This window comes from bacterium (assembly GCA_021372535.1).
In the GTDB taxonomy this organism is placed as follows: Bacteria; Latescibacterota; Latescibacteria; order Latescibacterales; family Latescibacteraceae; genus JAFGMP01.
This window is the reverse complement of the sequence record JAJFUH010000131.1, coordinates 1-20,819: the sequence shown is the minus strand read 5'-3', so window position 1 is coordinate 20,819 and position 20,819 is coordinate 1. Positions and strand designations below refer to the sequence as shown.

The following is a 20,819-nucleotide window of genomic DNA, read 5'->3' as shown; positions in this document are numbered from 1 at the left end:
TGAGGCAAGAGAGGGGATTGAGGGGTGAGTTCGGGTTGAGAAAAGGGGCAATAACCAAATCAAAAACAATACACATGCCGGTAAAAGCCCTATTTACAAGATTTTTCAAATATTTATAGCAATTTTAACCGGACACTACTGGAAAATATTCATAAATATTTAACCGCGGAGACACGGAGAGCACGGAGAAAAGCTCAATATTTAACTGAACATGCATTTTCATGACTCGTTGTGACCAAACAAGGTCATGCGGATTATTCGTAAAAATATCACTACCAAAACACTACTCTGGGTAATTCATGCATTACCCTGCAATGGTACATCGGTCCGTCACGAAAAACAAATCCGCGTAAATCCGTCCGATCCGCGTAAATCCGCATTCCATTATGAAGTTGCGAGCAGATCGGCTTAATACCGCTCGCGATTGATATTCACAACGTAAACTCATCCGGTTTCGCATGTTCGAAACCGGCTCTGCATCTTTCCATCTCCCTGTCTATTGCAGACCAGATTTTCTGTAACTGATCGTCGTTCCATTCGTACATCCTCCTGTTGGAACACTGCCGTAAACTTCTTATACTGTCGAGCACCCGCTGAACACGTTTTTCCGCGACACGCCTGAAGCGCTGTGCTTTGGTTTCGCCTTTCATCGTTCACCTCCGGATACAGGAAAATATCATAAAATGGAACATTATACAGCAAATAATGTATCATTTAATAGAATATCTGTCAAGCAATATTTATTATATAATGCACGATTACATAAAATACGCGCACGAATTCCCCGTCTCCATTGAAACGAAGGCCCGTGACGGAAAAGACTCATCGGGAATTCAGGCAGACATGTTTCTGCAGGCAGGAAACCGCCGATTCATTCTTGAGGATTGTCGGAAGGGCTCATGTTTCCGTATTACTTGATCACAAGGCTGCCGCCGACCTCTCGGAACATGTCCTTGTACGTTTCATACTGAGCTTTCGGTGCAAAACAGAGGATGATATAGGCTGTGACGCTGTCGGTCAGCAGATATACCGTTACATGCCCGCTCGAACCGTCCTTGAGGTGCTGGAGATAGTGAATCCATTCTCCCTCGATTTTCTCCTTGTTCTTGAGGGCATTGAATGTCCCGCGTTCGATTATATCGGATGCCGCGATCCCCTTGAGAACATTTGCGAGAAAATCATCGTCGTGCTCCTTCTCACGTTTGCCGAACATGACCGTAATGCTGGTCTGCAGTTTTGTTTCAACCCTTTTTCCCGGTTCGGCGCAGGTGAAAACGGTGAATTTCGGCATGTCTTTACGCTGGGACACCCATCCTACGGGGAGTTTTATGGAAAAACCGTCCCCCTCGAACGGAACACGCTGGGTCTCGACAATGGTCGAGGTCTGTAACGGCTGCGATTTTTTTTCTGCCGTCGGAGCTCCGTAAACCAGAGTATATCCACCGGCGAACACGGCAGTCAGGAGAAGGAAACAACAGGAAATCTTACCGAACATGATACGCCCCTTTTTATTATCCGTATGTCATTACTCACATGGTTGCATTATACAATATACTACATTCTATTGACCCCGCACCCACTAAAATGTTCCCGCCGGCTCCCGCTTCGATGCATCAGAGCGTCAGCGCGACGAGCGCGACACAGCACCTCACCGCGGACAGTCGCTTTTCAATACCCGACCTTGAATTCCGCCGCCGGGATATCACGGTTCATCGCCCAGTGGGCGGAATTCCACATGAGGTACTTGACCTCCGCAGTATGAAACGGCTGGGGAATGTGCCCGAAAAGGAGCGCCACGACCGCTCCCTCGCCCTCGTCACGGCACCAGGCGGCATTGTCGGTGCGCTTGTCCTGCTGCCCGGTGGACTTGTAGAGAAGCGTCACCCGGCTCTCGTCGAGCTCGGCGCCGAAATTCTCATCGAGGCTGATGTCGAAATTCCCGATACCCTTCGTAATGGGATGGTCGGGATTGATGCTGTGAATCTTTACCGGCTGTACAGGGCCGTGCATGAGGGGCTTTTTCACTCCAAGGATATCCATGTATTTTGTCCGCTCCGGGTTCCAGATCGAGCAGTGCATGGAGAGAAGGCCCATACCGCGGCGGACGTTCTCCACGATTGCATCTTCCTGCTCAGGGGTCATCCAGGGCGCAGGCGCGGGACGGTCATCGATGACTCCTTGCGGTATCCAGCCGAGGGAATCGGGCCCGTCATAGCGCGCAACGACGAACAGGTCGGCCTGGCTGAGGGCTTCCGGAGTCACAAACTGGCTCGACTGGGCGAACATGAGATGCCAGCCGGCGGGATTCAGAACATTGCGCCAGTGGGATTCCTGCGCAACGCCGTTATGCCAGTAATCGCCGACGAGGAACAGGACACGGGTCTCTCCCGGTTTTTTCGGAGCGGCGAAAGCATGGTATGATAAAGTCGATGCGCCAAGCGCGGCTATGCCCGTTTTGAGCATGGTCCTTCGTGTCGGATGAGAAGCGGTACGCATGAATAACTCCTCCTTATATGAAAGGTTAGCTGATATGCTGAAACAGACGGTATTTCAATGCCGGGCGGAAACTACCTCATTTTCTTCATAAACCTGAATGTCACGAAAAAAAAGATCACAAACACAATACCCGCGACCGTGATCGCCTTATAGTCGATATGGGTCCGCGGAGTGAATACAACTTTCATGGTGCGCGGCTTTTTTGTCAGGTCGGCGAGCGAATACACCCAGGTGACCGTGTTGGTGTCCTTGTCGATGAAATTCGCCGTACGGTCGACTCCGAGAATTTTACCGGGGAAGTGGACGGTGTAGGACCAGGTATATCCCTTGAGCACCTGATCAACGAGCTGGCTTTTCGCGTCATCGCTCATGACTATCGTGCGTGTGTAGGCGACACGGCCGCTGTCACCGTGCGCAATGTAAAAATCCCCGAGGAAATTGGTTTCTTTCTTCGCGTTCGATATCCTACCGAGCGCATCGAGCGATTCGAACATGAGCGTACAGGCCGAGACCCGTTTCTCCCCTTCGGTGCGGGCTCCTGCCTCGATGAGCTTCACTCCCTCGATGTTGCTGAAGCGGTTACGGATACCTGTCTCGGAGAAAACATTGTCCGTACGCCCCTCCTGCTCGGAAAGGGCGGCGAGCTTTTCATCGATCACGATGTCCATCCGGATTTTTCCGGACATGTCTTCGTTGAACCATATCTCCTCGGTATACTCCACACACCCGGAACAGAGGACGGCGACGGCGGCTGTAAGCAGCATTTTTTTCATGACACTTTTCCTCGGTCTCCCTTCCCGGATACTCACAGAGCACCGGACAGGTTTAATCCAACATATCCATTATCGACCAACTGCAAACCACAAACCATAAACTATCGACCATAAACTATAAACCATATACCATATACCATTATCTCACATAACTGCCCGCATTGATATCGATCGTGCACCCGGTGGCATGATCCATAAAACCGCTCGCGAGGAACACCACGGTCGGGGCAACATCTTCGGGCTCGGTGAGACGGTCGAGGGCGATATCGTCCATCACGATGCTCTCGCCGTACTGGCTGATGAACTGACGCGCCATACCGGTTCTCACGAAGCCGGGGGCAACCACGAACGACTTGATATTGTTCTTTCCGTAGGCGCGGGCGATGGAACGGCTCATGGCGACCATGCCGCCATTCGATGCGGCATATGCACGGTCATCCGGCGTATCCCCGCGGAACGCGGCACGCGATGCGATGTTGACGATGCGCCCGCCGCCGAAATCGATGAAATGGTTGACAGCCGCGCGGCAGAGTATCCCGGCAGCGGTGAGATTCACCATGACAGTCGTGTTCCAGGCCTCCATCCACTGTGCAGCCGGAGAATCGAGCGGCGAGCTGATGATGATTCCCGCGTTGTTGACGAGGACATCGATGGTTTCGAATTTTTCGAGGACATCGAGGAACAGACGGCTGCATTCCTCGGGTACCGAGAGGTCGGCGCGGAACGCATGGGCGCCGTGACCGATCTCCTTAACGAGCGAATGGGCGCTTTCGGCGTTCTTGTTGTAATGTACGGCAACCGTGGCACCCGCGGCGCCCAGCTCCCGTGAGATGGCTTCCCCGATACCGCTGCTTGCGCCGGTGACAAGGATTTTCATTCCGGAAAGGTCAATGTTCATGGTACATCTCTTCCTTGTGGGTTATACATTCATGTGATTCACTGCGGTTGTTGTGTCCTTTTCAGACCGGCCTGTTCATACGAGGCACCGTGTTCAGGTCATTTCAAGGGGTAAAGAAAGTAAATCATTTTCACCTGCCTTATAAAATTACCACAAATAACGAATTGCTCAAAGCAAAAAAAGTCTCCGGGTTCCACCGTCGGGGTAAAAAGGCCACGAAAGCATCCGCGCGCGGAATCGCCCGTTCTTTGGTCACCCGGCCGGTTTCCGCTTAAAAATTTTTATAAAATCCCGCCGTAAAAAAGTGAAAATTCTTTTTATTCTTTCCCAGCCCTCCGCAGGGTTTGAATGATATTATGCACAGAATTAAGTATTCCTCTCTCAGGCAAATAAAAAAACACTTTAAGTAATACATTACTTGATATAATATATACATATATATGCCACACAACATGATAACAGACACTATCAATGAGATATTTTCAAATAAACTGCCCCTGTGAGCATTTATTTGTTGAAATTCATTCCTTTCTCTATTGTTGTGCACATATGATTATTTTCATGCATCTTGTTTATAATATGCAAGTTACCATTCTTCAACATTGATTTTTTTCTTGCGCGGTACTGTATTATTGTATATATTGTAAAAAGATACATTCTCTGAGAGATTATTCTGTTCAATTACATTAACGAGGTGAACGGCGTATGGTCCACTATAAAAAATGCTCCTACAAGGGGTGTTCATGGAGCGCCTGGCAGCCCTCAGGCACCTCCGGCACCGACCAGAAACCCTTCTGTATCTTCCATTCGCCTCTGATTGATATGAAGGAGAAGGTGTTCAAGGAGGCGTGGGAAGCGTTTCTGAACAACTCATCGGCTGGTTCGAAAACCATCGAATCCCTCGAATGCGCCGGATTCATCTTTCCCGGCCAGGTCAACCTGAGCAGTCTCGATGTTTCGGGGAAAGCCGACTTTTCAAACGCTCTCTTTGTCCGTGATGCTTCTTTTGAAAACATACGGTTTGCACAGGCCGATTTCACGGGCGTCAGGTTCGCCGGGGATGCGCTGTTCAACAAGGCGTTTTTTATCTGGTTCGCGAAATTCGATCATGCCGGATTTTCAGGCAAAGCATCGTTCGTCAAGTCACAGTTCCTCCTGCCCCCCATGTTCAGCCATGCCCATTTCACCGGCCAGGCGAATTTCAGGAAAACACACTTTACATCGGCACGGTTCGATCACGCATGTTTCCTTGACGATGTCGATTTCAGCAGGGCTGTCTTCATTGACGAAGCCGACTTCCGTTGCGTTCATTTCAACGGGAAAGCCCTGTTCACCAAAACCCGGTTCCACACTGAAGCCGTCTTTGACGATGCCCGTTTCTCGGGATTCGGATATTTCAGCGATATGAACTTTTCGGGGAGAAGCATCTCCTTCGGACACCGCGCGCCCGGAATTGCGGCCAACCGCTCGAAAACCGCACGATTCCTGTTCAGCCCCTACTATTCACTGGCCCGGACATGGAACACGATCCAGCGGTGGCGCCTGCGCTACAAAAGCTACCCTGTCTGAAACTGTCCGCACGTTTTAAGCATTCCTCCATTACAATGACGGTCTATAGTCCGAAAATACCCTGCGTAACCATTGTCTCCTCTCTCCTGCCCTCAACTCTATACCTTTTTATCCTTCTTTACTTCATGAGGGCGGTGAAAAATCCCCTCCCCTTCTTCTGCCCACGATGAGCGCTCGACCAAAAAAAACCGCCGGCTCATTCAGGGCCGGCGGAGTACAACCATCTGTCACACAAAAAAAAGCGTTATTTGCTGACAACCGCAATCGCGTTCGATTCTACCAGCTGATCGGGACCATACAGACTCACTACCTCGACAAAGGTCATCGCATGGAGTCCCTTGGGGAAATACTCGCTCACGAGTTTCGCGGCGATCGGATTGTAGTCGCCGGCTTTTTTCCCGGTCCGTGTCTTGGGGACGACAAAATTCTGGAGAAATACGACATCGTCCATGGTGGCGCCGTAATTGGCGAGCACTGCCTTGATGTTTTCGAGGGTTGCGCGGTACTGCTGCTCGAAATCGCCCATCATGAACTCGGGCATCCCCTTCTCGTCAACTTTCTGACCATGGGCAAGCTGACCGGCGACAAAAATCATATTCCCGGTTTTTACACCCTGGGCATAGGAAAATTCTTTTTCCCAGGATACGCCGAACCCGAATTTCTGGGGGGCAAACGCCTTGGCATAGTCCGTGATTGCCTTGGTGGCCGCATTGGTGGCCTCTTCACGGGCGATCTGACGGGCGGTGACCTCATCGATGCCGCCGCATCCGCAAATCACAACCATAAGTCCCAGCGTTGCAAGAATCGTTAATGCAATGACAATCCGCTTCATGACAAACCCTCCCCTTTTCTGGTTTCCATTTGTGAACAGTAAAAAAACTTACATAAACGCCCGGTCTTGATCAATACAGGGATAATTCCTACCCCGATTCCAATCGGAAGGCATTCACCTCCTCGTATCCATAAATACGAAAAGCCCAATCACGGTATTCCCGGGTGTGTCTGCATCTCACCGTTTCGCCGGAAGATCGGGCATTGGGAAAATCACATTGTCATACTCGCTTATCGAAAAATCTCAGCAATCCTCAATAAACCGGAAAAACGCACTCCTATCCTTCCCCGAATCCGACCGTCTCCTCGACGAGGTTTCGGAGCTCCTCATCGAGAAACTCGATTTCGGAAACCTTCCTGCGTAATTCCTTTGAAAGCTTCTTGTACCCCCACACCATCCGTTTTTTGGTGAGCTCGGTTCCCTTACGGTCATAATAGAGCGGAAGGCATACCTGGAAAAATGAAAGCACATCGGCGTTCACGAGAAAATCGAGACGTTCGCCTCCACCGGTCTCGTGACGGCTCACCAGGAAAGCGACCTCTTCGGTCAATTCCTGATCGACCCCGCATTCCTCCATGATTTCGGTGAGAATCTCCGCGCTGTTCAGGGCGTGCGCCTCCATGTACTCATCGAAGGTCGAGAAATTCGCGGCTTTCACCTTTCTGCCCTCCACCGACCGTTCGATATCGTGGCCGAGCGCGGCTATCTGGAGAGCCATGTCCGCATCGGGAGCGAGTTTGAGAAGCCATTCGAGCGTATTGATCGAATGAAACGGCTCCTCAGGATAAGGAGACTGAACGACAAGCTCATTGATCCTCTTCTTCACCTTTTCGATGTGGTCATTTTTCATGTTCGGTCAACCCCTGTATAATGGGATTACAGTATAATACCTCTATCCTGCCCCCAATCAATCCCTGCCGGTTCGTATCCTGACTCCGGCCCTGATGACGGAGAAAATTTATCAGCAAGCCTGAGGAATCCGCCGGTTATCTACAAAAACCGCTGTCAGTCCTCACGTTTTCCGGCGATGAAATCCTCGGTCATGCGGTATGCTTCTTCATCGGTATACTGCTTTGGCGGGTGTTTCATGAAAAATGACGAGGGCGAATAGAGCACACCGCCTTTGCCCCTGTTGAGCGCAAGCTTGAGGCATCTGATCGCATCGATGCCCACCCCGGCGGAATTCGGGGAATCCTCCACCGAAAGCCTCAGCTCGAGGTTCATGGGAACATCGCCGAAAAGCCTGCCTTCCATTCTGAGGAAACACACCTTGTTATCCTTCTGCCAGGGAACAAAATCGCTCGGGCCGATATGTATGTTCTCCGGATCGAGACGTTTTCCGAGCACAGACTGCACCGCCTCGGTTTTCGACACCCGTTTCGATTTCAGCCGTTCGGAATTGAGCATATTCAGAAAGTCGGTATTACCGCCCGTATTGAGCTGGTAGGTTCTGTCGAGCTTCACACCGCGTTTGTTGAACAGGTCCGCAAGGACACGGTGCGTGATGGTGGCGCCAAGCTGCGCCTTTATGTCATCTCCAATAATGGGTATATTTTTCGCCTTGAATTTTGCAGCCCACTCGGTATTGCTTGCAATAAAAACCGGCATGTTGTTCTGAAATCCGATTTCCGCCTCGAGGGCGCATTCGGCATAAAACTTCACCGCTTCTTCCGATCCTACCGGAAGATAATTGAGCAGCATCTCAGCTTTCGACTCTTTCAGTATCCTGACTACATCCTTTTTGGAAGGCTCTTTCTTGTCGCTCACTACAAACGTATATTTATCGTCATAATTCCGCATGTGGGGGGAAACACCGTCCAACACCCTGCCCATCTGCACCGCGACACCGGTTTTCGGGATATTCCCGCAGAATACCTTTGTGTTGTTGGGAAGCGAAAAAATCGCTTCGTTCACATCCTTTCCCACTTTTCTTTTATCGATGTCTAAGGCGGCGACAACCTCTATGTCACAGGGCTTATAGCCACCGAGGTTCCAGTGCATTAATCCGGTGACATCCTCTTCCTTTTTGTCTTTATAATAGGATATCCCCTGGATTAATGAACTAGCGCAATTACCGATTCCGGTAATTGCAATCCTGATCTTCTCCATGACCCCCTCCAATATTATACTTTAAATCATTGATCATATTTTTTGTATTTCTATAAGAATAATAAATTTATGAAAGAAAATCAACAACAGCCAAAATAGAAAAATAATCTATTATTCGTCAACAGGCTTTTTTGCGGAACTACAAATCAAAAGAAAACCTGCGCATAATAGATTAAGTATTGGATATTTCTGAATTAAACCCTGTTATACGGCACTTTGAGCAATCAATATATATAACAACACCTTGAATGGCAACAGATTTTGCACGAAATAAAGTCATTTTATGAGAATTTTGTTACCAGCATTTCCCGCCCGAACCGGAGGTTAATATATTCTGTCCTGTATTTTAACATGGTTGAGTACTTTTCATGTGTTTCCGGTTAAAACCAATTATTCATCTTATCTGTGTGAAAACATGCACTATATGACAACCGGTATTACAAGCTGTCGCAATGTCCGAAATCAGTCATGAGGTCTTTTCTTCCTCCTCTCCGGATTCATTCGCGACCTCATCAGCAGCCTCGGCAACGGGGAAAATCACCGGCTGATCGGAAACAAACCGGTCGAACCCGGCAACGAGCAGGTTGGCGACAAAGAGCACGATGAATCCGGCAAGCCCGGTAAATCCGAGGGTCAGGTCATTCCCGCCCTCGACCATGATCATGGGAACAGCCACAAGGCTTTTCAATGTCCCGTGAAATATCGAGGCGGCGGCGACGGAACCTGACTTGAGCCTGATATAATTGAGCAGCGGCGCGAGGAGAAGGCAGAACACGATCATCATACCCGCACCGTAACCGCGGTGATCGTCGTAATACTGGCCCATGAGCACGGTCGGCACATACCATACGCCCCAGAGAAATCCGGTGAGGAGCGATGATTTCCAGAAACCCAGCGCCGAAAACTGTTTCTGAACAAATCCCCGCCATCCGATTTCCTCGCCGAGGGTAAACAGTGCGCTGATAGTTACTCCCCCGACGATACCGGTGACAAATGAAAACCAGAATACGGAGAACGGCAGACGGTCATAAAACATCCGCACCTGCTCGATTTTCTCGGGAGACAGGGTTTTTTCCAGCATACGGTAAAAGCCGGCCATATCGGGAGAGTACTCGTGCCAGGGCAGCATGAGTCCAACCTCGTTGGTGGCGAGCGCCGCAACAGCAGGAATCGCCGCCGCCACGAAAAACCAGCGGTTGGGCCGGAACCGTATGGAAAGCCTGCTCATGACCGGCTCCCTGTCCTTGTACAGGTATTTCTGGAGTCCGATGGCGACCAGCCCTGGAATCCATGAAAAAAGCAAAGCAACCGGAGCGGTTTTCCCGCTGACCCATTCACCGCCGGATATTGCATATACACCGATAAGGAGCCAGCAGAACAGGTAGGTCAGCCCGACAAAGGTCAGAATTTTCTTAACATCTGGTGCCATCGCGGTCTTCTCCTTCATCTTTTGTGTTTGTACCCGAATTTGACCGTTACCGCATGTATCACCGTAACCCACTTCCCTTCTCTTCCTTATACCACAGCGACTCTTTAAAAGAGGGGACACGCAGCACGTCGGTGGCAGCGAGCGGGTCATCTTCAATACTTCACCGCCATGCTCCGGGGCAGTTCATGGGACAATCCGTGGAAAATCCTCGCGGGAATCCGTACGGCACAAGGTCAGGAATCGAGTATCTCGCGGATTTTTGTGGCGAGCTTATCCACGGAGAAAGGTTTCTGCAGAAACTGAATGTCCCCCTCGAAAAAACGGCGCTGGAACATGGTGTCGCCCGTATATCCCGAAACAAACAGAATTTTCATGGACGGATTCAACCGTCGTATATTCTCGGAAAGCTCAATCCCTCCCATCTGCGGCATCACAACATCGGTGAGAAGCAGATTGATCTTTTCCAGACTGTGCTGTCCGGCAACATCGAGCGCTTCTTCACCGTTCGAGGCCTCGATAATCGTATAACCGAGGTCTGACAGAATCCGGGCAACCATTTTACGGACCGAAGATTCATCCTCCACAATCAGTATGGTTTCTTTCCCTCCGGGCAGAAAATGCATATCGCTCAGATTCCCGTCGTTTTCAGGGACACCTTCGGCCCGCGGTAAATAGACCTTGAAGGTCGAGCCGAGACCGACCTCGCTGTATACAAAGATATGACCTTTATTCTGTTTTACGATTCCATAGCAGGTTGAAAGCCCCAGGCCGGTTCCTTTATCCTTCTCCTTTGTCGTATAAAAAGGCTCGAATATCTGGCTCATCACTTCCTCGTTCATACCCATGCCGGTATCGCTCACCGTTATCTGAACATACTCTCCGGGAACAACTTCCGCATGAGTGTTCGCATACTCCCCATCGAGCAGTATATTGTCGGTCTCGATTATCACAGTACCGCCGTTTGTCATGGCATCACGGGCGTTGATGACAAGATTGGTCAGCACCTGTTCCAACTGGCCGGGATCGATCTTCACCGCCCACAGGTTCTGTTTCGGTATGGTCAGAAGCTCGACATCCTCCCCGATGAGACGGCGGAGCATACTGTCCATGTTACTGATAACCGTATTAACGTTTATTACTTTCGGCTCGATCATCTGGTGCCGTGAGAACGCGAGGAGCTGCCGGGTGAGGCTGATGGCGCGCTCCGCGGTTTTTTTCATCTCGCTGATATCATCGTACGCCGGATTTTCCTCGCTGAGCTCAAGCGCGGCAAGATCCGCATACCCTAAAATCGCGGTGAGAACATTATTGAAATCATGGGCCACGCCCCCGGCAAGACGGGCCATGACTTCCATTTTCTGGGCCTGAACATACTGTTTTTCAAGGAGCTTGCGCTGTGTAATATCGCGGGCTATTCCGAGCACGGCCTTTATTCCCCTGAATTCTATCAGACGGGCGTTGACCTCAAAGGATATTTCCTTTCCGTCCTGACGAATACACTCCCACTCATAAAAGACATATCCTTTCGAGATAAGCTGTTCCTCCAGCCCGCCGTACCGCAGCTCCCCCTCGGCGGATAAATCCCATACGCTCATGGAAATCAGATCATCATAACCATATCCCAGTTTTTCACCTGCCATACGGTTGATATCCAGAATCCTGCCGTCATAATCGTGAATGACGATCACATCGCCGGCGCTCTCGAACAGGATTCTATACCGGCTTTCGGATTCCCTGAGCGCATCTTCCGCAATTTTCCGCTCCGATATATCGCTGAAGGTCACGGCGAGCCTGTTTTCCATTTTGAAGGCGGTCACATCGTAAAATCTTTTCAGGCTTTCGGCCATTATCTCGAAATGCTCCAACATTCCCGTCGCTAAGACATTTTTGAAATGTTCCACCCATTCATGGTGTGCTTTCGGAAAAACTTCTCCCGCTGTTCTGCCAACAACATTTTTCGCTTCAATCCCCGTCGAACGCTCGAATCCGGGATTCACCTCGATAAAAATATATCCGTCATGACTATCCTCGCGGCCAGGAATAACATCCAAAAGCGAAAAACCGACGACCATCCCGTTATAGAGTTTCCGGTACTTCTCCTCACTCTCCCTGAGCGCTGCCTGCACTTTATGCCGTTCGGTGATATCGGTAAAGGTAATGGCAAATTTTCCCTTTTCCGGGCAGAATGCATTGACTTCAAAGTATTTGTCCGCAATTTTCCCATACCGTTCGAAGCTCATCGGCTGACCGGTCAATGCAACCCTGCTGTATACATCGAGCCAGAAAGGGTCGTTGTTCGGAAATAACTCCGACCCCGTTTTGCCGACAACCTTGCCCCTCTCGAGCCCCATCTGGCGCTCGTAACCGGGATTGACATCGAGGTAGCGGAAATCACAGGGTTTGCCATCAGGCCCGATTATAATCTCACAGAGGGCAAAGCCATTGATCATCTCGCTGAAGAGAAGGCGGTACTTTTTTTCGCTTTCCTGAAGAGCCCTCTCGGCTTTTTTCCGTTCACCGATGTCCTCGACAAAACCCTCCAGATAAAGCACATTCCCATCCGTATCGCGAATAGGAGTGATATGGAGATTCACCGTGAAAATGGTGCCGTCTTTTTTCCTGAAATCGGTCTCAAACGTTGTCTTTCCGGTATTGTGGATTATAGCGTTTATAATTTCAGCGCGGCGTTCGGGAGCAATGAATAACTGGTGACCAGAATCGGTGATTTTCAATGCCTCCTCGGCAGAATAACCGAAAATACTGGTGATAGCTTTATTTGCATACAAAATACGGCCATCAAGCGAGCTTCTGAAAATACCGAACTGCGAGTTTTCAATAAAACTACTCAGCTTTTCCCGATCTTCCCTTGACCGTTCCACCATCTTGACATGGTCTGTTATAAGCCCGATACATTCAGCTACAGTCCGGAACCATTCGAAAAACCGGCTGTCATATTCAACGGTTTCACAGTGAGCGAGGTGGAGAACGCGTGTAACATGATTATCGGTCAATAAAGGAAAGCAGATGTGCGTTTTAATATCGATATTTTTATACAAATTAGAAGCGTACCAGGCAGTCCCTTCCCCCCGGGTGCCTACCACCGGTTTACCTGTGCGGACAGCCTCGCCCGACAGGGTTTTATCGAGCGGTATCTTGTATGCTTCCGTTCCGGTGTATGAATCGATCCCATACACAGCCTCAAATGTCATGACCTGCTTCTTTTCGTCATACAACTCGATGAAACATATGGGAAAACCGGTGAAAGATGAGATTTCTGCGAGTAACAACGGGTAGGTTTCGCCAGGTAAACGGTTTTTGCAAACGATTTCCAAAAGTTCCCGGAACAGACTTAATTCCCGGTCGGGTGTCCGGGGATTTCCCATCGCGGCTTTTGTACGGTCTTTGCGCGGTTTGCCATTCGGGGATTGGACTGACATTCACGTATCTCCTGAAAAACAGGTATAATCGACTGTTAAAGATAATTATTCAAGTATAGTAATACTTTTCGGGTAAATCAAGTTCCATGATTAGCACTGATTTTATCTATACTTTCAGGGGACTTCTCACCTGCAAACACCCGTATCATAACCGGCTCCACAGAAAAAAAACGCTACGGAATCAGGTCATGTTCCCACCGCTCGGCACAGGCCGGCTCAGTTCCCTCGAGAAGCGAAACAAACGCCAGGAGAGCTTTCCGTGCATCCCCCAGCGGGTAATAGAACGCGTCCCAGTTCTCGCTGTCCTCGCCGTCATGGTTCGGAATCACATATTCGAAGTAGCGGGCTTCCTTCAGCTCGCCATATGCGCTCGATGCGCGTTTTTCGATGTTTTCGAGATCCCCGAGGGAAAGCTCGCCCTTCTGCCGCCGTGTCCTGCGGAGTAACTTCCGCCTCATGACATCGGTGATAAGCCCGGAAAGCGAGACATTGCGCTCCGGTGCTTTCAGAAACACGATCTCCTCCCGTGACAGCGGAGACATGAAAACACCTGATTTCGCTATGTTCGCCAGCTGCGGATGTGTCTGAAGCGTTCGCCCCACAAACGGGTTCCCCTCGAAGAGCACATCACCGTTTCCGAGCTGCCCGGTCAGTTCCTGCAGGTCAAGCGCCTGAAGATCGCCCCGGACATCGATGACAACGAACTGTTCCTTTTCTTTGAGGGCTTCCACCTGCCCGCGGGTGCGGAAGTAGTAATCCACGCCGTCCCGTTCGCCGGGCCGCGGAGCACGGCTGTTGTAGAGGACAAGGGGCCGGAGAGCTTCTGTCAGCTCCGGGTGAAATCTGACGAGGGCCTTGTACAGCGGGCTTTTCCCGACGCATGACGGGCCGGAAAGAATCACAAGACGTCCTGACCGTGCTCGAGCCATTCGTTAATCCTCCCAATTCATGTAAGTCCTTGTGAATCCGTGTTCTATGAATACTCCGGTTGAATTATCGCTTCGGCGAATAAACAGTGACATCGGATGACGTCATGCCGAACTTGTTTCGGCATCTATTCAAGCTATTGGTATTATTATTTATCCGCCGGAGCAATATCTACATACCCCACAGGTGACCGGTGTGAACAGGCTTGCCCTGGAGCTTCAGATAGTAGAATAGCTGGCTTTTGTGGGAACCGAGATGTTCGACCATCTGGAGGAGACGGTGTCCGAGGACTGTCTTTTCCTGATCCCAGGGCGCCGGAGCGATTTTTTCGGCTAAATCCTTTTCCGAACATTTACCGAGCATGTCAAGCGCAAGGAGCCTGTCCTCACGAAGAAGTTTTTTCGCCTCGGCAATGCTGCCGATTTTCGGAAGCTTTTCGGCGGGCAACAGCATCTCCTCGGGAGGAATAGCGTCTGCATCGGTTCCCGGCTGAAAACCCCAGTCTCCGGTAACGAATCCCTTGAACCCTGCGCCGCATGCACTGACAATGTGGAAGATCAGCTGGCCGGTGGTCATCCAGTTGCTTCCGGTCGAGGGTTTCCAGTCAAGCCTGTCGTTATCGACCAGATCGAGAAGCCCCTCGGCGACCTTGTAATTGTGCTCGGTCTCGACTTTCAGCAATTCTGTCCAGTTCATATACACCCCCTGTGATTAGTGATTATCCAGCCCGGTATGCCGCTATCCGGGATTCATGAAGCGGGCAGAAACGCACTATAAAACCTTGATTCCGCCCGGGGTTTCAATATGTGCCCTCATGCCGATACCGTTTGTGGTGCTTACCCGGTTGATGGTTATATCGTTTTCGAGCCCGAGAGACTGTAAAATCTTTGTAATATATTCAGTATCCGTATGGAATCCCTCAAGCCTGATTAAAGAGCATCCCGAATCGTTCATATTTGCGGTCGGATGGATCGGCGTGTCCCATTGAATTATGGGCGGGATGACTCCGCCGCCGGGCATCGACCCGTCTTTAGTGCAGGTTATCTTCCAGTTGAGCTGCCCCCTGCTCATGGGCCTGACCGACCCGAGCGAAAGCGGACACTGACCGAGCAGCCCGTCGATATCGTCCGTCCGCGCCACCCATGTTATGAGACGGGGTTTTATTTTCAGCTCGCTCCGGAGGCGCGCGGAATCAAGATCGAACCAACGCGGAAAATCCGGTTTCCGTCCCTCGGGATCGATCGCTATCACTTCCAGATAACGCTTGTCATCGAGCCTGAGCACCTTATTGTGCGTGCCCTGGGCGACATGTTTTCCGCCGCCGTAAGGCTCGACTCCCAGAATCCCTCCGACATACTCTACACCCTGTTCAAGCGTCTCCGCGGCTATGACGATATGATCCAGGTGCGCACGTACCATGAATTTCCCTCCTATATTAAGAGGGCTGTGAAAAAGTATATTTTTCACGAGCCCGATAATGAAATGTATTGTTTCGGTGCTGTCAAGGGCATGTAAGCTTGTCCCCGAATCATTAATCGGGGATCGGCACTGAATGCCGACCCTTGACAGCTTATATCCACACATACAGACTTTATCACAAGATTTTTAAAGCATCATTAGTAAAACGAGAGTCTCCATCTATTTCGATTATGAGCGCCCGTTCAGGGCAGAAAAAATCGACGATATACAGGCCTATAGGGTGCTGTTTTCTAAATTTTACCGATTACCCCTTGAGTATTTATATATAGTGTACCAATAGCGCCCGGTTATGTTTCATATCAAACGTCATAATGTATTGAAAACGCTATGGTTTTTAAATGAATCTCCACAATTTTCGATACACTGTCTCTTATTCTTTACAACAGCCCCCTTCGGCGCTTACGCGCCTGTTTCCCCCGGAGGGGGCAACATATTATGGCGCTTGCAGTTATGTCCTGCCCCCTTGAGGGGGAAGAATGTCACGAAGTGACAGAAAGGGGGCTACTTAAAAAATCAACCGACACTATTATAGTATACCATAAATAATACTTACCCATTCAATAATAAATCAAGCGTCATTTTTCATCTTTTCCCGGGCAGATTTAATATTGCCATGCCGCTGAAAACGGCCGTCTTTTTTATTTCTCTTGCATAATGGTGAACTTCCTGTTATATTATCCCCCGTTAATCCACGTTTTTCGGTAACCTTCCGATGATTTTCTGCGTTACTTCTCGGCATCATGCCCCATCTTGAGTGCACATACGAGACTTCACCGCCGTTTATCTCGGGCAACAAGACAGGAGCATTATGCATTCCGATCATTTCAAAAATCTTTCACTCAATGAACCCATTCTCCGCGCGTTATCGGAGCAGGGGTATCAAAATCCGACACCCGTTCAGCAGGCGGCCATTCCGGAGGTGCTTGCGGGCAATGACCTTCTCGCCACCGCGCAGACCGGCACCGGAAAAACAGCGGCGTTTGCCCTCCCGATGCTGCAGATACTGCATGAGCAGGAGCCGGGCGGTTCCAGGCACATCCGTGCTTTAATTCTTACCCCCACCCGTGAGCTCGCGCTGCAGATCGAGGAGAGTCTCCGTACCTATGGCCGTTACCTCAAGCTGCGAACGACCGTGGTCCTCGGGGGAGTGCCTGCGGCTTCACAGATCAGGGCTCTCCGGAAAAATCCCGACATTCTTGTCGCGACTCCGGGACGGCTGCTCGATCTGCACAATCAGGGATATATCCGTCTCGACCGGATTAAAATGCTCGTCCTCGATGAGGCGGACCGTATGCTGGACATGGGATTTATCAACGATGTCCGGAAAATCGTGTCCGAACTTCCCAGGGACCGGCAGACGTTGTTTTTCTCGGCTACATTGACGGGGGAGATTGCCAACCTCGCCTCCGACATGCTCCGGAATCCGTCGAAAGTGGAGGTTTCCCCTGCCGCTTCCGTATCCGTAAACATCGAGCAGAAGGTCCTCTTCGTCGAGCAGATGAATAAACGCGAACTCCTCGCCGGCATTCTGAAAGACAAGAATGTCAGCAGAGCTCTGGTTTTCGCCCGCACAAAACACCGGGCCGATCATCTCATGCGTCAGCTCATGAACCACGGTATCTCAGCCGATGCCATCCACTCGAACAAGAGCCAGAACGCCCGTCAACGCGCGCTTTCGGCGTTCGATCACGGCAAAATCAAGGTGCTCGTCGCGACCGATATTGTCTCGCGGGGGATCGATGTGGAGGGAATCTCGCATGTTATCAACTACGAAATGCCGGAGGATCCGGAAAGCTATGTACACAGGATCGGGCGGACTGCCCGCGCCGGAGCTGCCGGTATAGCACTGTCATTCTGTAATGCCGAGGAAATAAAATTGCTTCGTGAGATCGAGAAACTGACCAAGTGCCCGTTGACCGCAGTCATAGACCATCCCTTCCACTCCGCCTCCATAGCTGCACTCCTCGAACGGAAGTCATCATCGTCCATCGTTCCCGCGATGCCCGGAAGACCACGGGGCCGCCGAAAAACCAGGCAGAAAAACCTCATGGTCAGGCGCGGCATCCGATAACGATACGGCCGGTCAGGTGACTGGCTTATCCTCAGGCTGTCCGGCGCCGCTCATGAGCTCGTCGAGCATCTTCAGCGCTGCCGGGGCTTTTTCGGACGGCACGAACAGGTGATCATGATAGAAGGCCGAAACCGGATTCACACTGATTCCGGCCTCGGCCAGCCTTTTCGTTATCGCGGCAAGAAATCCGACAGCCTCCAGGACTGAATGTACCGTAAGGGTGATCATTCTCATCACGCATCCGTATTTCAGACCTGCGCTGTCCGCGGCGTTTCTTTCAACGATCAGGGTAATCCCCTCACGCTCGCGAAACCATCCGACAGGCTCGATGCACAGTTCTTCGAGTGCCTCGGGCGTGACAGCGCAGAATACGAACTCACCATCGCGAAGCTCCGGCTTCATAGCCGCAAGGAGCCTCGACAACTCTCGTTCACCGGTCATGGTCTTTTTCACATATCTTCATAGTGCCCGCCATCATACTCAGTAGTCCAGACTTCTCGCCTTTTTCAGGTTTTTCAGCGCATCCTTACAGAATTTCCCGAACTTTTTGTCTTTCTTCCGTTTATCGAGATATGACATCTCATAATATTCCGACTCTTTACGTAATTTCATATAATTCTGATACCGTTTCGCGCTCAATTCTCCTTTTTCAACCGCCTCCAGAACCGAACATCCGGGTTCGCTGATGTGTGTGCAATTCTTGAAACGGCATGTTTCCGTCAGGGCGACAATATCGCCGAACGTTTCATTAATTCCCGTATCGACTCCGAAATTACCGAGCTCCCTCATTCCGGGTGTATCGATGATCATCCCGCCCCGGTCAAGAACTATCAGCTGACGGCGCGAGGTTATATGCCTGCCTTTCCCGTCCTTTTTACTGACTTCGCTCGTTGCATAGACATCCTGGCCGATAATGCTGTTGATCAGCGTCGTTTTCCCGACACCGGACGATCCGAGAAGGCAATATGTTTCACCGGCCCTGATAGAGCCCTTAAGCTCGTTCAGGCCTTCACCGGTCTTGTTGCTGAAAGCGAATATTTCATAGTCATGATTCATGCTTCTGATCGCCGCTATATTTCTTTCCAGTTGTTCCGGGGAGATCAAATCACGTTTACTGAGCACGATAACCGGTTTAATGTCACTTTCATGCACCATGGTCAGATAGCGCTCGAGTCTCGGTATGTTGAAATCGAAATCGTTCGTTTGGACAATGAACGCGGTATCGATATTGGAGGCTATCAGCTGATAATCGATTTTTTTACCGGCCATTTTCCGTTTCAGGAGCGATTTTCTGGGCAGTATTTCGTGGATGACGGCAAAGGAATCATCATCGAAATACTGTACACGCACCCAGTCACCTGTTGCCGGGAAATCAAGATTCGATTCGGCGCCATATATGATTTTCCCGGTAACTTCCGCCGTAATCTCCGCTTTTTCGTTTCTTATTACATAATTGGATTTATTGACAGCGATGACACGGGCAAAACTATAGCCGTCCTGCCGCGAGTCCCCGTATCTCTCCATGAACCAGCTGCTGAATCCCAGATTCTTTAATTCCATTATCGTTTCTCTCTCTTTATCGTTATATAAAGGTTCATTTCATGAATCACATTTCAACCGAAATTGTGACTGTTGTTGCATACAGACTGCAAACTCCCGACCCGAATCAATCGCGGATATATTTCACCACGAAGACACAAAGGCACAAAGAGACACAACGGATTATTAATACTGTCTTCAGTGGCAATGAACCACCCCGGAGTGAACTCAGGGTATCACCTGTTATTCACCCCTGACGCTTTGCGACATCCCCTCTCTCTCGCACGCGAAAGAAGGGAAAAATGTATGCAGGATGTATATGGATTCCCGATAAAAGATTCGGGAATGACAGCGTTACAGAAACTCCCGGCGCCGGGCCGGGGCTTCTGCTCCGTGAACCGCAGATGCATTTTCAGACAAGCCCGGGTTACAGAGCCGCATCAAACTCATCCCTGCACCGTATGGTTCCGGAAACGTCTTTCATGACCGGCTCATCGAGTATCATCACCATGAAAACATTATCCGGCACACACTCCCACTGGCTTTTCAACCCATGGCTCGATGCCCGTCCAAAACCGAACCGGGGATAATAGTTTTCATGGCCGACCACCATCACAAACGGATATTCCATCTTTTTCATGATGCGGATGCTCTCGGTGACGAGCATCGATCCGACACCGCGGTTCTGAAATTCCGGCAGCACGGCCAGCGGGCCAAGTCCCATGCCCTTGATCAGGCCGGACGGGATTTCAATTATCGCCGGGCTGAAAAATATATGCCCGACTATTTCACGATCCGAGACCGCCACGAGGGACACTGTCTCGCTGCACGATTCACGGATATTGTCGACAATACGGCCTTCATGGGGCCGACCGAACGCGCGGTCGTTGACGATGCGCACACTATCGTAATCATTCTTTTTTTCTTCGCGGATTTCAACCATCGATTTCTTCCTTATGATTTTTATAACATATTATCGTATTATTTTGAACAATCATCCGGACAGGGGCCGCCCGTTTTTATGAGCGGTTTTATTTCCTTCTTCTCTTCCGGACAAAACCGTTGTCCGCTTGTTTTCATTACCCTTTATAGATTCCCGCCCGGCGTTTTTCTTCAGCCTTCTGGCTTATGGCGGTGCCCTCTCTCAAGTCCAGCCCCAGCTTCCCGACAAGCGTCTTCAGGTAGTCCAGATGCGGACACTGCGGCCCGTGGTAATTGTCTTTTGAGATGCATGAGGAGAACTGAACGATCACCCGGTTT

The 20,819-nt window shown here is 50.4% G+C and carries 19 protein-coding genes and 1 pseudogene; 2 read left to right on the top strand and 18 right to left on the bottom strand.

Going from position 1 to position 20,819, the window contains the following annotated elements; genetic code table 11:
• Window positions 1–431: 431 nt before the first annotated feature.
• From LLG96_12145 to LLG96_12125, 5 genes are all read right to left on the bottom strand, one after another.
• Complete coding sequence (locus tag LLG96_12145) at window positions 432–650, bottom strand: hypothetical protein (GenBank protein ID MCE5250961.1); 219 nt, start codon at window positions 648–650, stop codon at window positions 432–434.
• A 260-nt stretch (window positions 651–910) separates the two neighbouring features.
• A complete protein-coding gene (locus tag LLG96_12140) occupies window positions 911–1,495 on the bottom strand; it encodes a hypothetical protein (GenBank protein ID MCE5250960.1) in 585 nt (194 codons plus the stop codon).
• A 173-nt stretch (window positions 1,496–1,668) separates the two neighbouring features.
• Window positions 1,669–2,496, bottom strand: a complete 828-nt coding sequence (locus LLG96_12135) for a ThuA domain-containing protein (protein ID MCE5250959.1) — start codon at window positions 2,494–2,496, stop codon at window positions 1,669–1,671.
• A gap of 71 nt (window positions 2,497–2,567) precedes the next feature.
• Complete coding sequence (locus LLG96_12130; GenBank protein MCE5250958.1) at window positions 2,568–3,269, bottom strand: hypothetical protein; 702 nt, start codon at window positions 3,267–3,269, stop codon at window positions 2,568–2,570.
• A 139-nt stretch (window positions 3,270–3,408) separates the two neighbouring features.
• The gene (locus LLG96_12125; GenBank protein ID MCE5250957.1) at window positions 3,409–4,167 is read right to left on the bottom strand and encodes an SDR family oxidoreductase; all 759 of its coding nucleotides are present in this window, start codon (window positions 4,165–4,167) and stop codon (window positions 3,409–3,411) included.
• Between the two features lie 705 nt (window positions 4,168–4,872).
• Here LLG96_12125 and LLG96_12120 point away from each other — a divergent pair.
• Window positions 4,873–5,736 (top strand): pentapeptide repeat-containing protein, encoded by an 864-nt coding sequence (locus tag LLG96_12120; protein MCE5250956.1) that lies wholly within the window; start codon window positions 4,873–4,875, stop codon window positions 5,734–5,736.
• Window positions 5,737–5,980: 244 nt separating this feature from the next.
• Here the strand turns inward: LLG96_12120 and LLG96_12115 are convergent, their stop codons facing one another.
• The 9 genes and pseudogenes from LLG96_12115 to LLG96_12075 all read right to left on the bottom strand — a co-directional run bounded on the left by LLG96_12115 (window position 5,981) and on the right by LLG96_12075 (window position 16,190).
• Window positions 5,981–6,568 (bottom strand): hypothetical protein, encoded by a 588-nt coding sequence (locus LLG96_12115; protein ID MCE5250955.1) that lies wholly within the window; start codon window positions 6,566–6,568, stop codon window positions 5,981–5,983.
• Window positions 6,569–6,845: 277 nt separating this feature from the next.
• The gene (locus LLG96_12110) at window positions 6,846–7,418 is read right to left on the bottom strand and encodes a DUF4202 domain-containing protein (GenBank protein ID MCE5250954.1); all 573 of its coding nucleotides are present in this window, start codon (window positions 7,416–7,418) and stop codon (window positions 6,846–6,848) included.
• Window positions 7,419–7,573: 155 nt separating this feature from the next.
• Window positions 7,574–8,677, bottom strand: coding sequence for an inositol-3-phosphate synthase (locus LLG96_12105; protein MCE5250953.1), 1,104 nt, complete (start codon window positions 8,675–8,677; stop codon window positions 7,574–7,576).
• Between the two features lie 466 nt (window positions 8,678–9,143).
• A complete protein-coding gene (locus LLG96_12100; GenBank protein MCE5250952.1) occupies window positions 9,144–10,106 on the bottom strand; it encodes a CPBP family intramembrane metalloprotease in 963 nt (320 codons plus the stop codon).
• A gap of 233 nt (window positions 10,107–10,339) precedes the next feature.
• Complete coding sequence (locus LLG96_12095; GenBank protein ID MCE5250951.1) at window positions 10,340–13,543, bottom strand: PAS domain S-box protein; 3,204 nt, start codon at window positions 13,541–13,543, stop codon at window positions 10,340–10,342.
• Window positions 13,544–13,716: 173 nt separating this feature from the next.
• Window positions 13,717–14,472: a hypothetical protein gene (locus LLG96_12090; GenBank protein ID MCE5250950.1), complete on the bottom strand. Its 756-nt coding sequence runs from the start codon at window positions 14,470–14,472 to the stop codon at window positions 13,717–13,719.
• A gap of 169 nt (window positions 14,473–14,641) precedes the next feature.
• Window positions 14,642–15,166: a DinB family protein gene (locus LLG96_12085; protein MCE5250949.1), complete on the bottom strand. Its 525-nt coding sequence runs from the start codon at window positions 15,164–15,166 to the stop codon at window positions 14,642–14,644.
• A gap of 75 nt (window positions 15,167–15,241) precedes the next feature.
• A complete protein-coding gene (locus tag LLG96_12080) occupies window positions 15,242–15,889 on the bottom strand; it encodes a VOC family protein (protein MCE5250948.1) in 648 nt (215 codons plus the stop codon).
• Between the two features lie 190 nt (window positions 15,890–16,079).
• Window positions 16,080–16,190, bottom strand: a pseudogene (locus LLG96_12075) (endonuclease domain-containing protein).
• Between the two features lie 567 nt (window positions 16,191–16,757).
• Here LLG96_12075 and LLG96_12070 point away from each other — a divergent pair.
• Window positions 16,758–18,020 (top strand): DEAD/DEAH box helicase, encoded by a 1,263-nt coding sequence (locus LLG96_12070; GenBank protein ID MCE5250947.1) that lies wholly within the window; start codon window positions 16,758–16,760, stop codon window positions 18,018–18,020.
• A gap of 12 nt (window positions 18,021–18,032) precedes the next feature.
• Here the strand turns inward: LLG96_12070 and LLG96_12065 are convergent, their stop codons facing one another.
• The 4 genes from LLG96_12065 to LLG96_12050 form a co-directional block, all read right to left on the bottom strand.
• The gene (locus tag LLG96_12065; GenBank protein MCE5250946.1) at window positions 18,033–18,461 is read right to left on the bottom strand and encodes an ACT domain-containing protein; all 429 of its coding nucleotides are present in this window, start codon (window positions 18,459–18,461) and stop codon (window positions 18,033–18,035) included.
• Between the two features lie 39 nt (window positions 18,462–18,500).
• Window positions 18,501–19,580 (bottom strand): ribosome small subunit-dependent GTPase A, encoded by a 1,080-nt coding sequence (gene rsgA / locus LLG96_12060; protein MCE5250945.1) that lies wholly within the window; start codon window positions 19,578–19,580, stop codon window positions 18,501–18,503.
• 406 nt (window positions 19,581–19,986) lie between these two features.
• Window positions 19,987–20,502, bottom strand: coding sequence for an N-acetyltransferase (locus LLG96_12055; GenBank protein MCE5250944.1), 516 nt, complete (start codon window positions 20,500–20,502; stop codon window positions 19,987–19,989).
• 136 nt (window positions 20,503–20,638) lie between these two features.
• Window positions 20,639–20,819: CGGC domain-containing protein (locus LLG96_12050; GenBank protein MCE5250943.1), on the bottom strand; the 181-nt coding region annotated here is incomplete at its 5' end.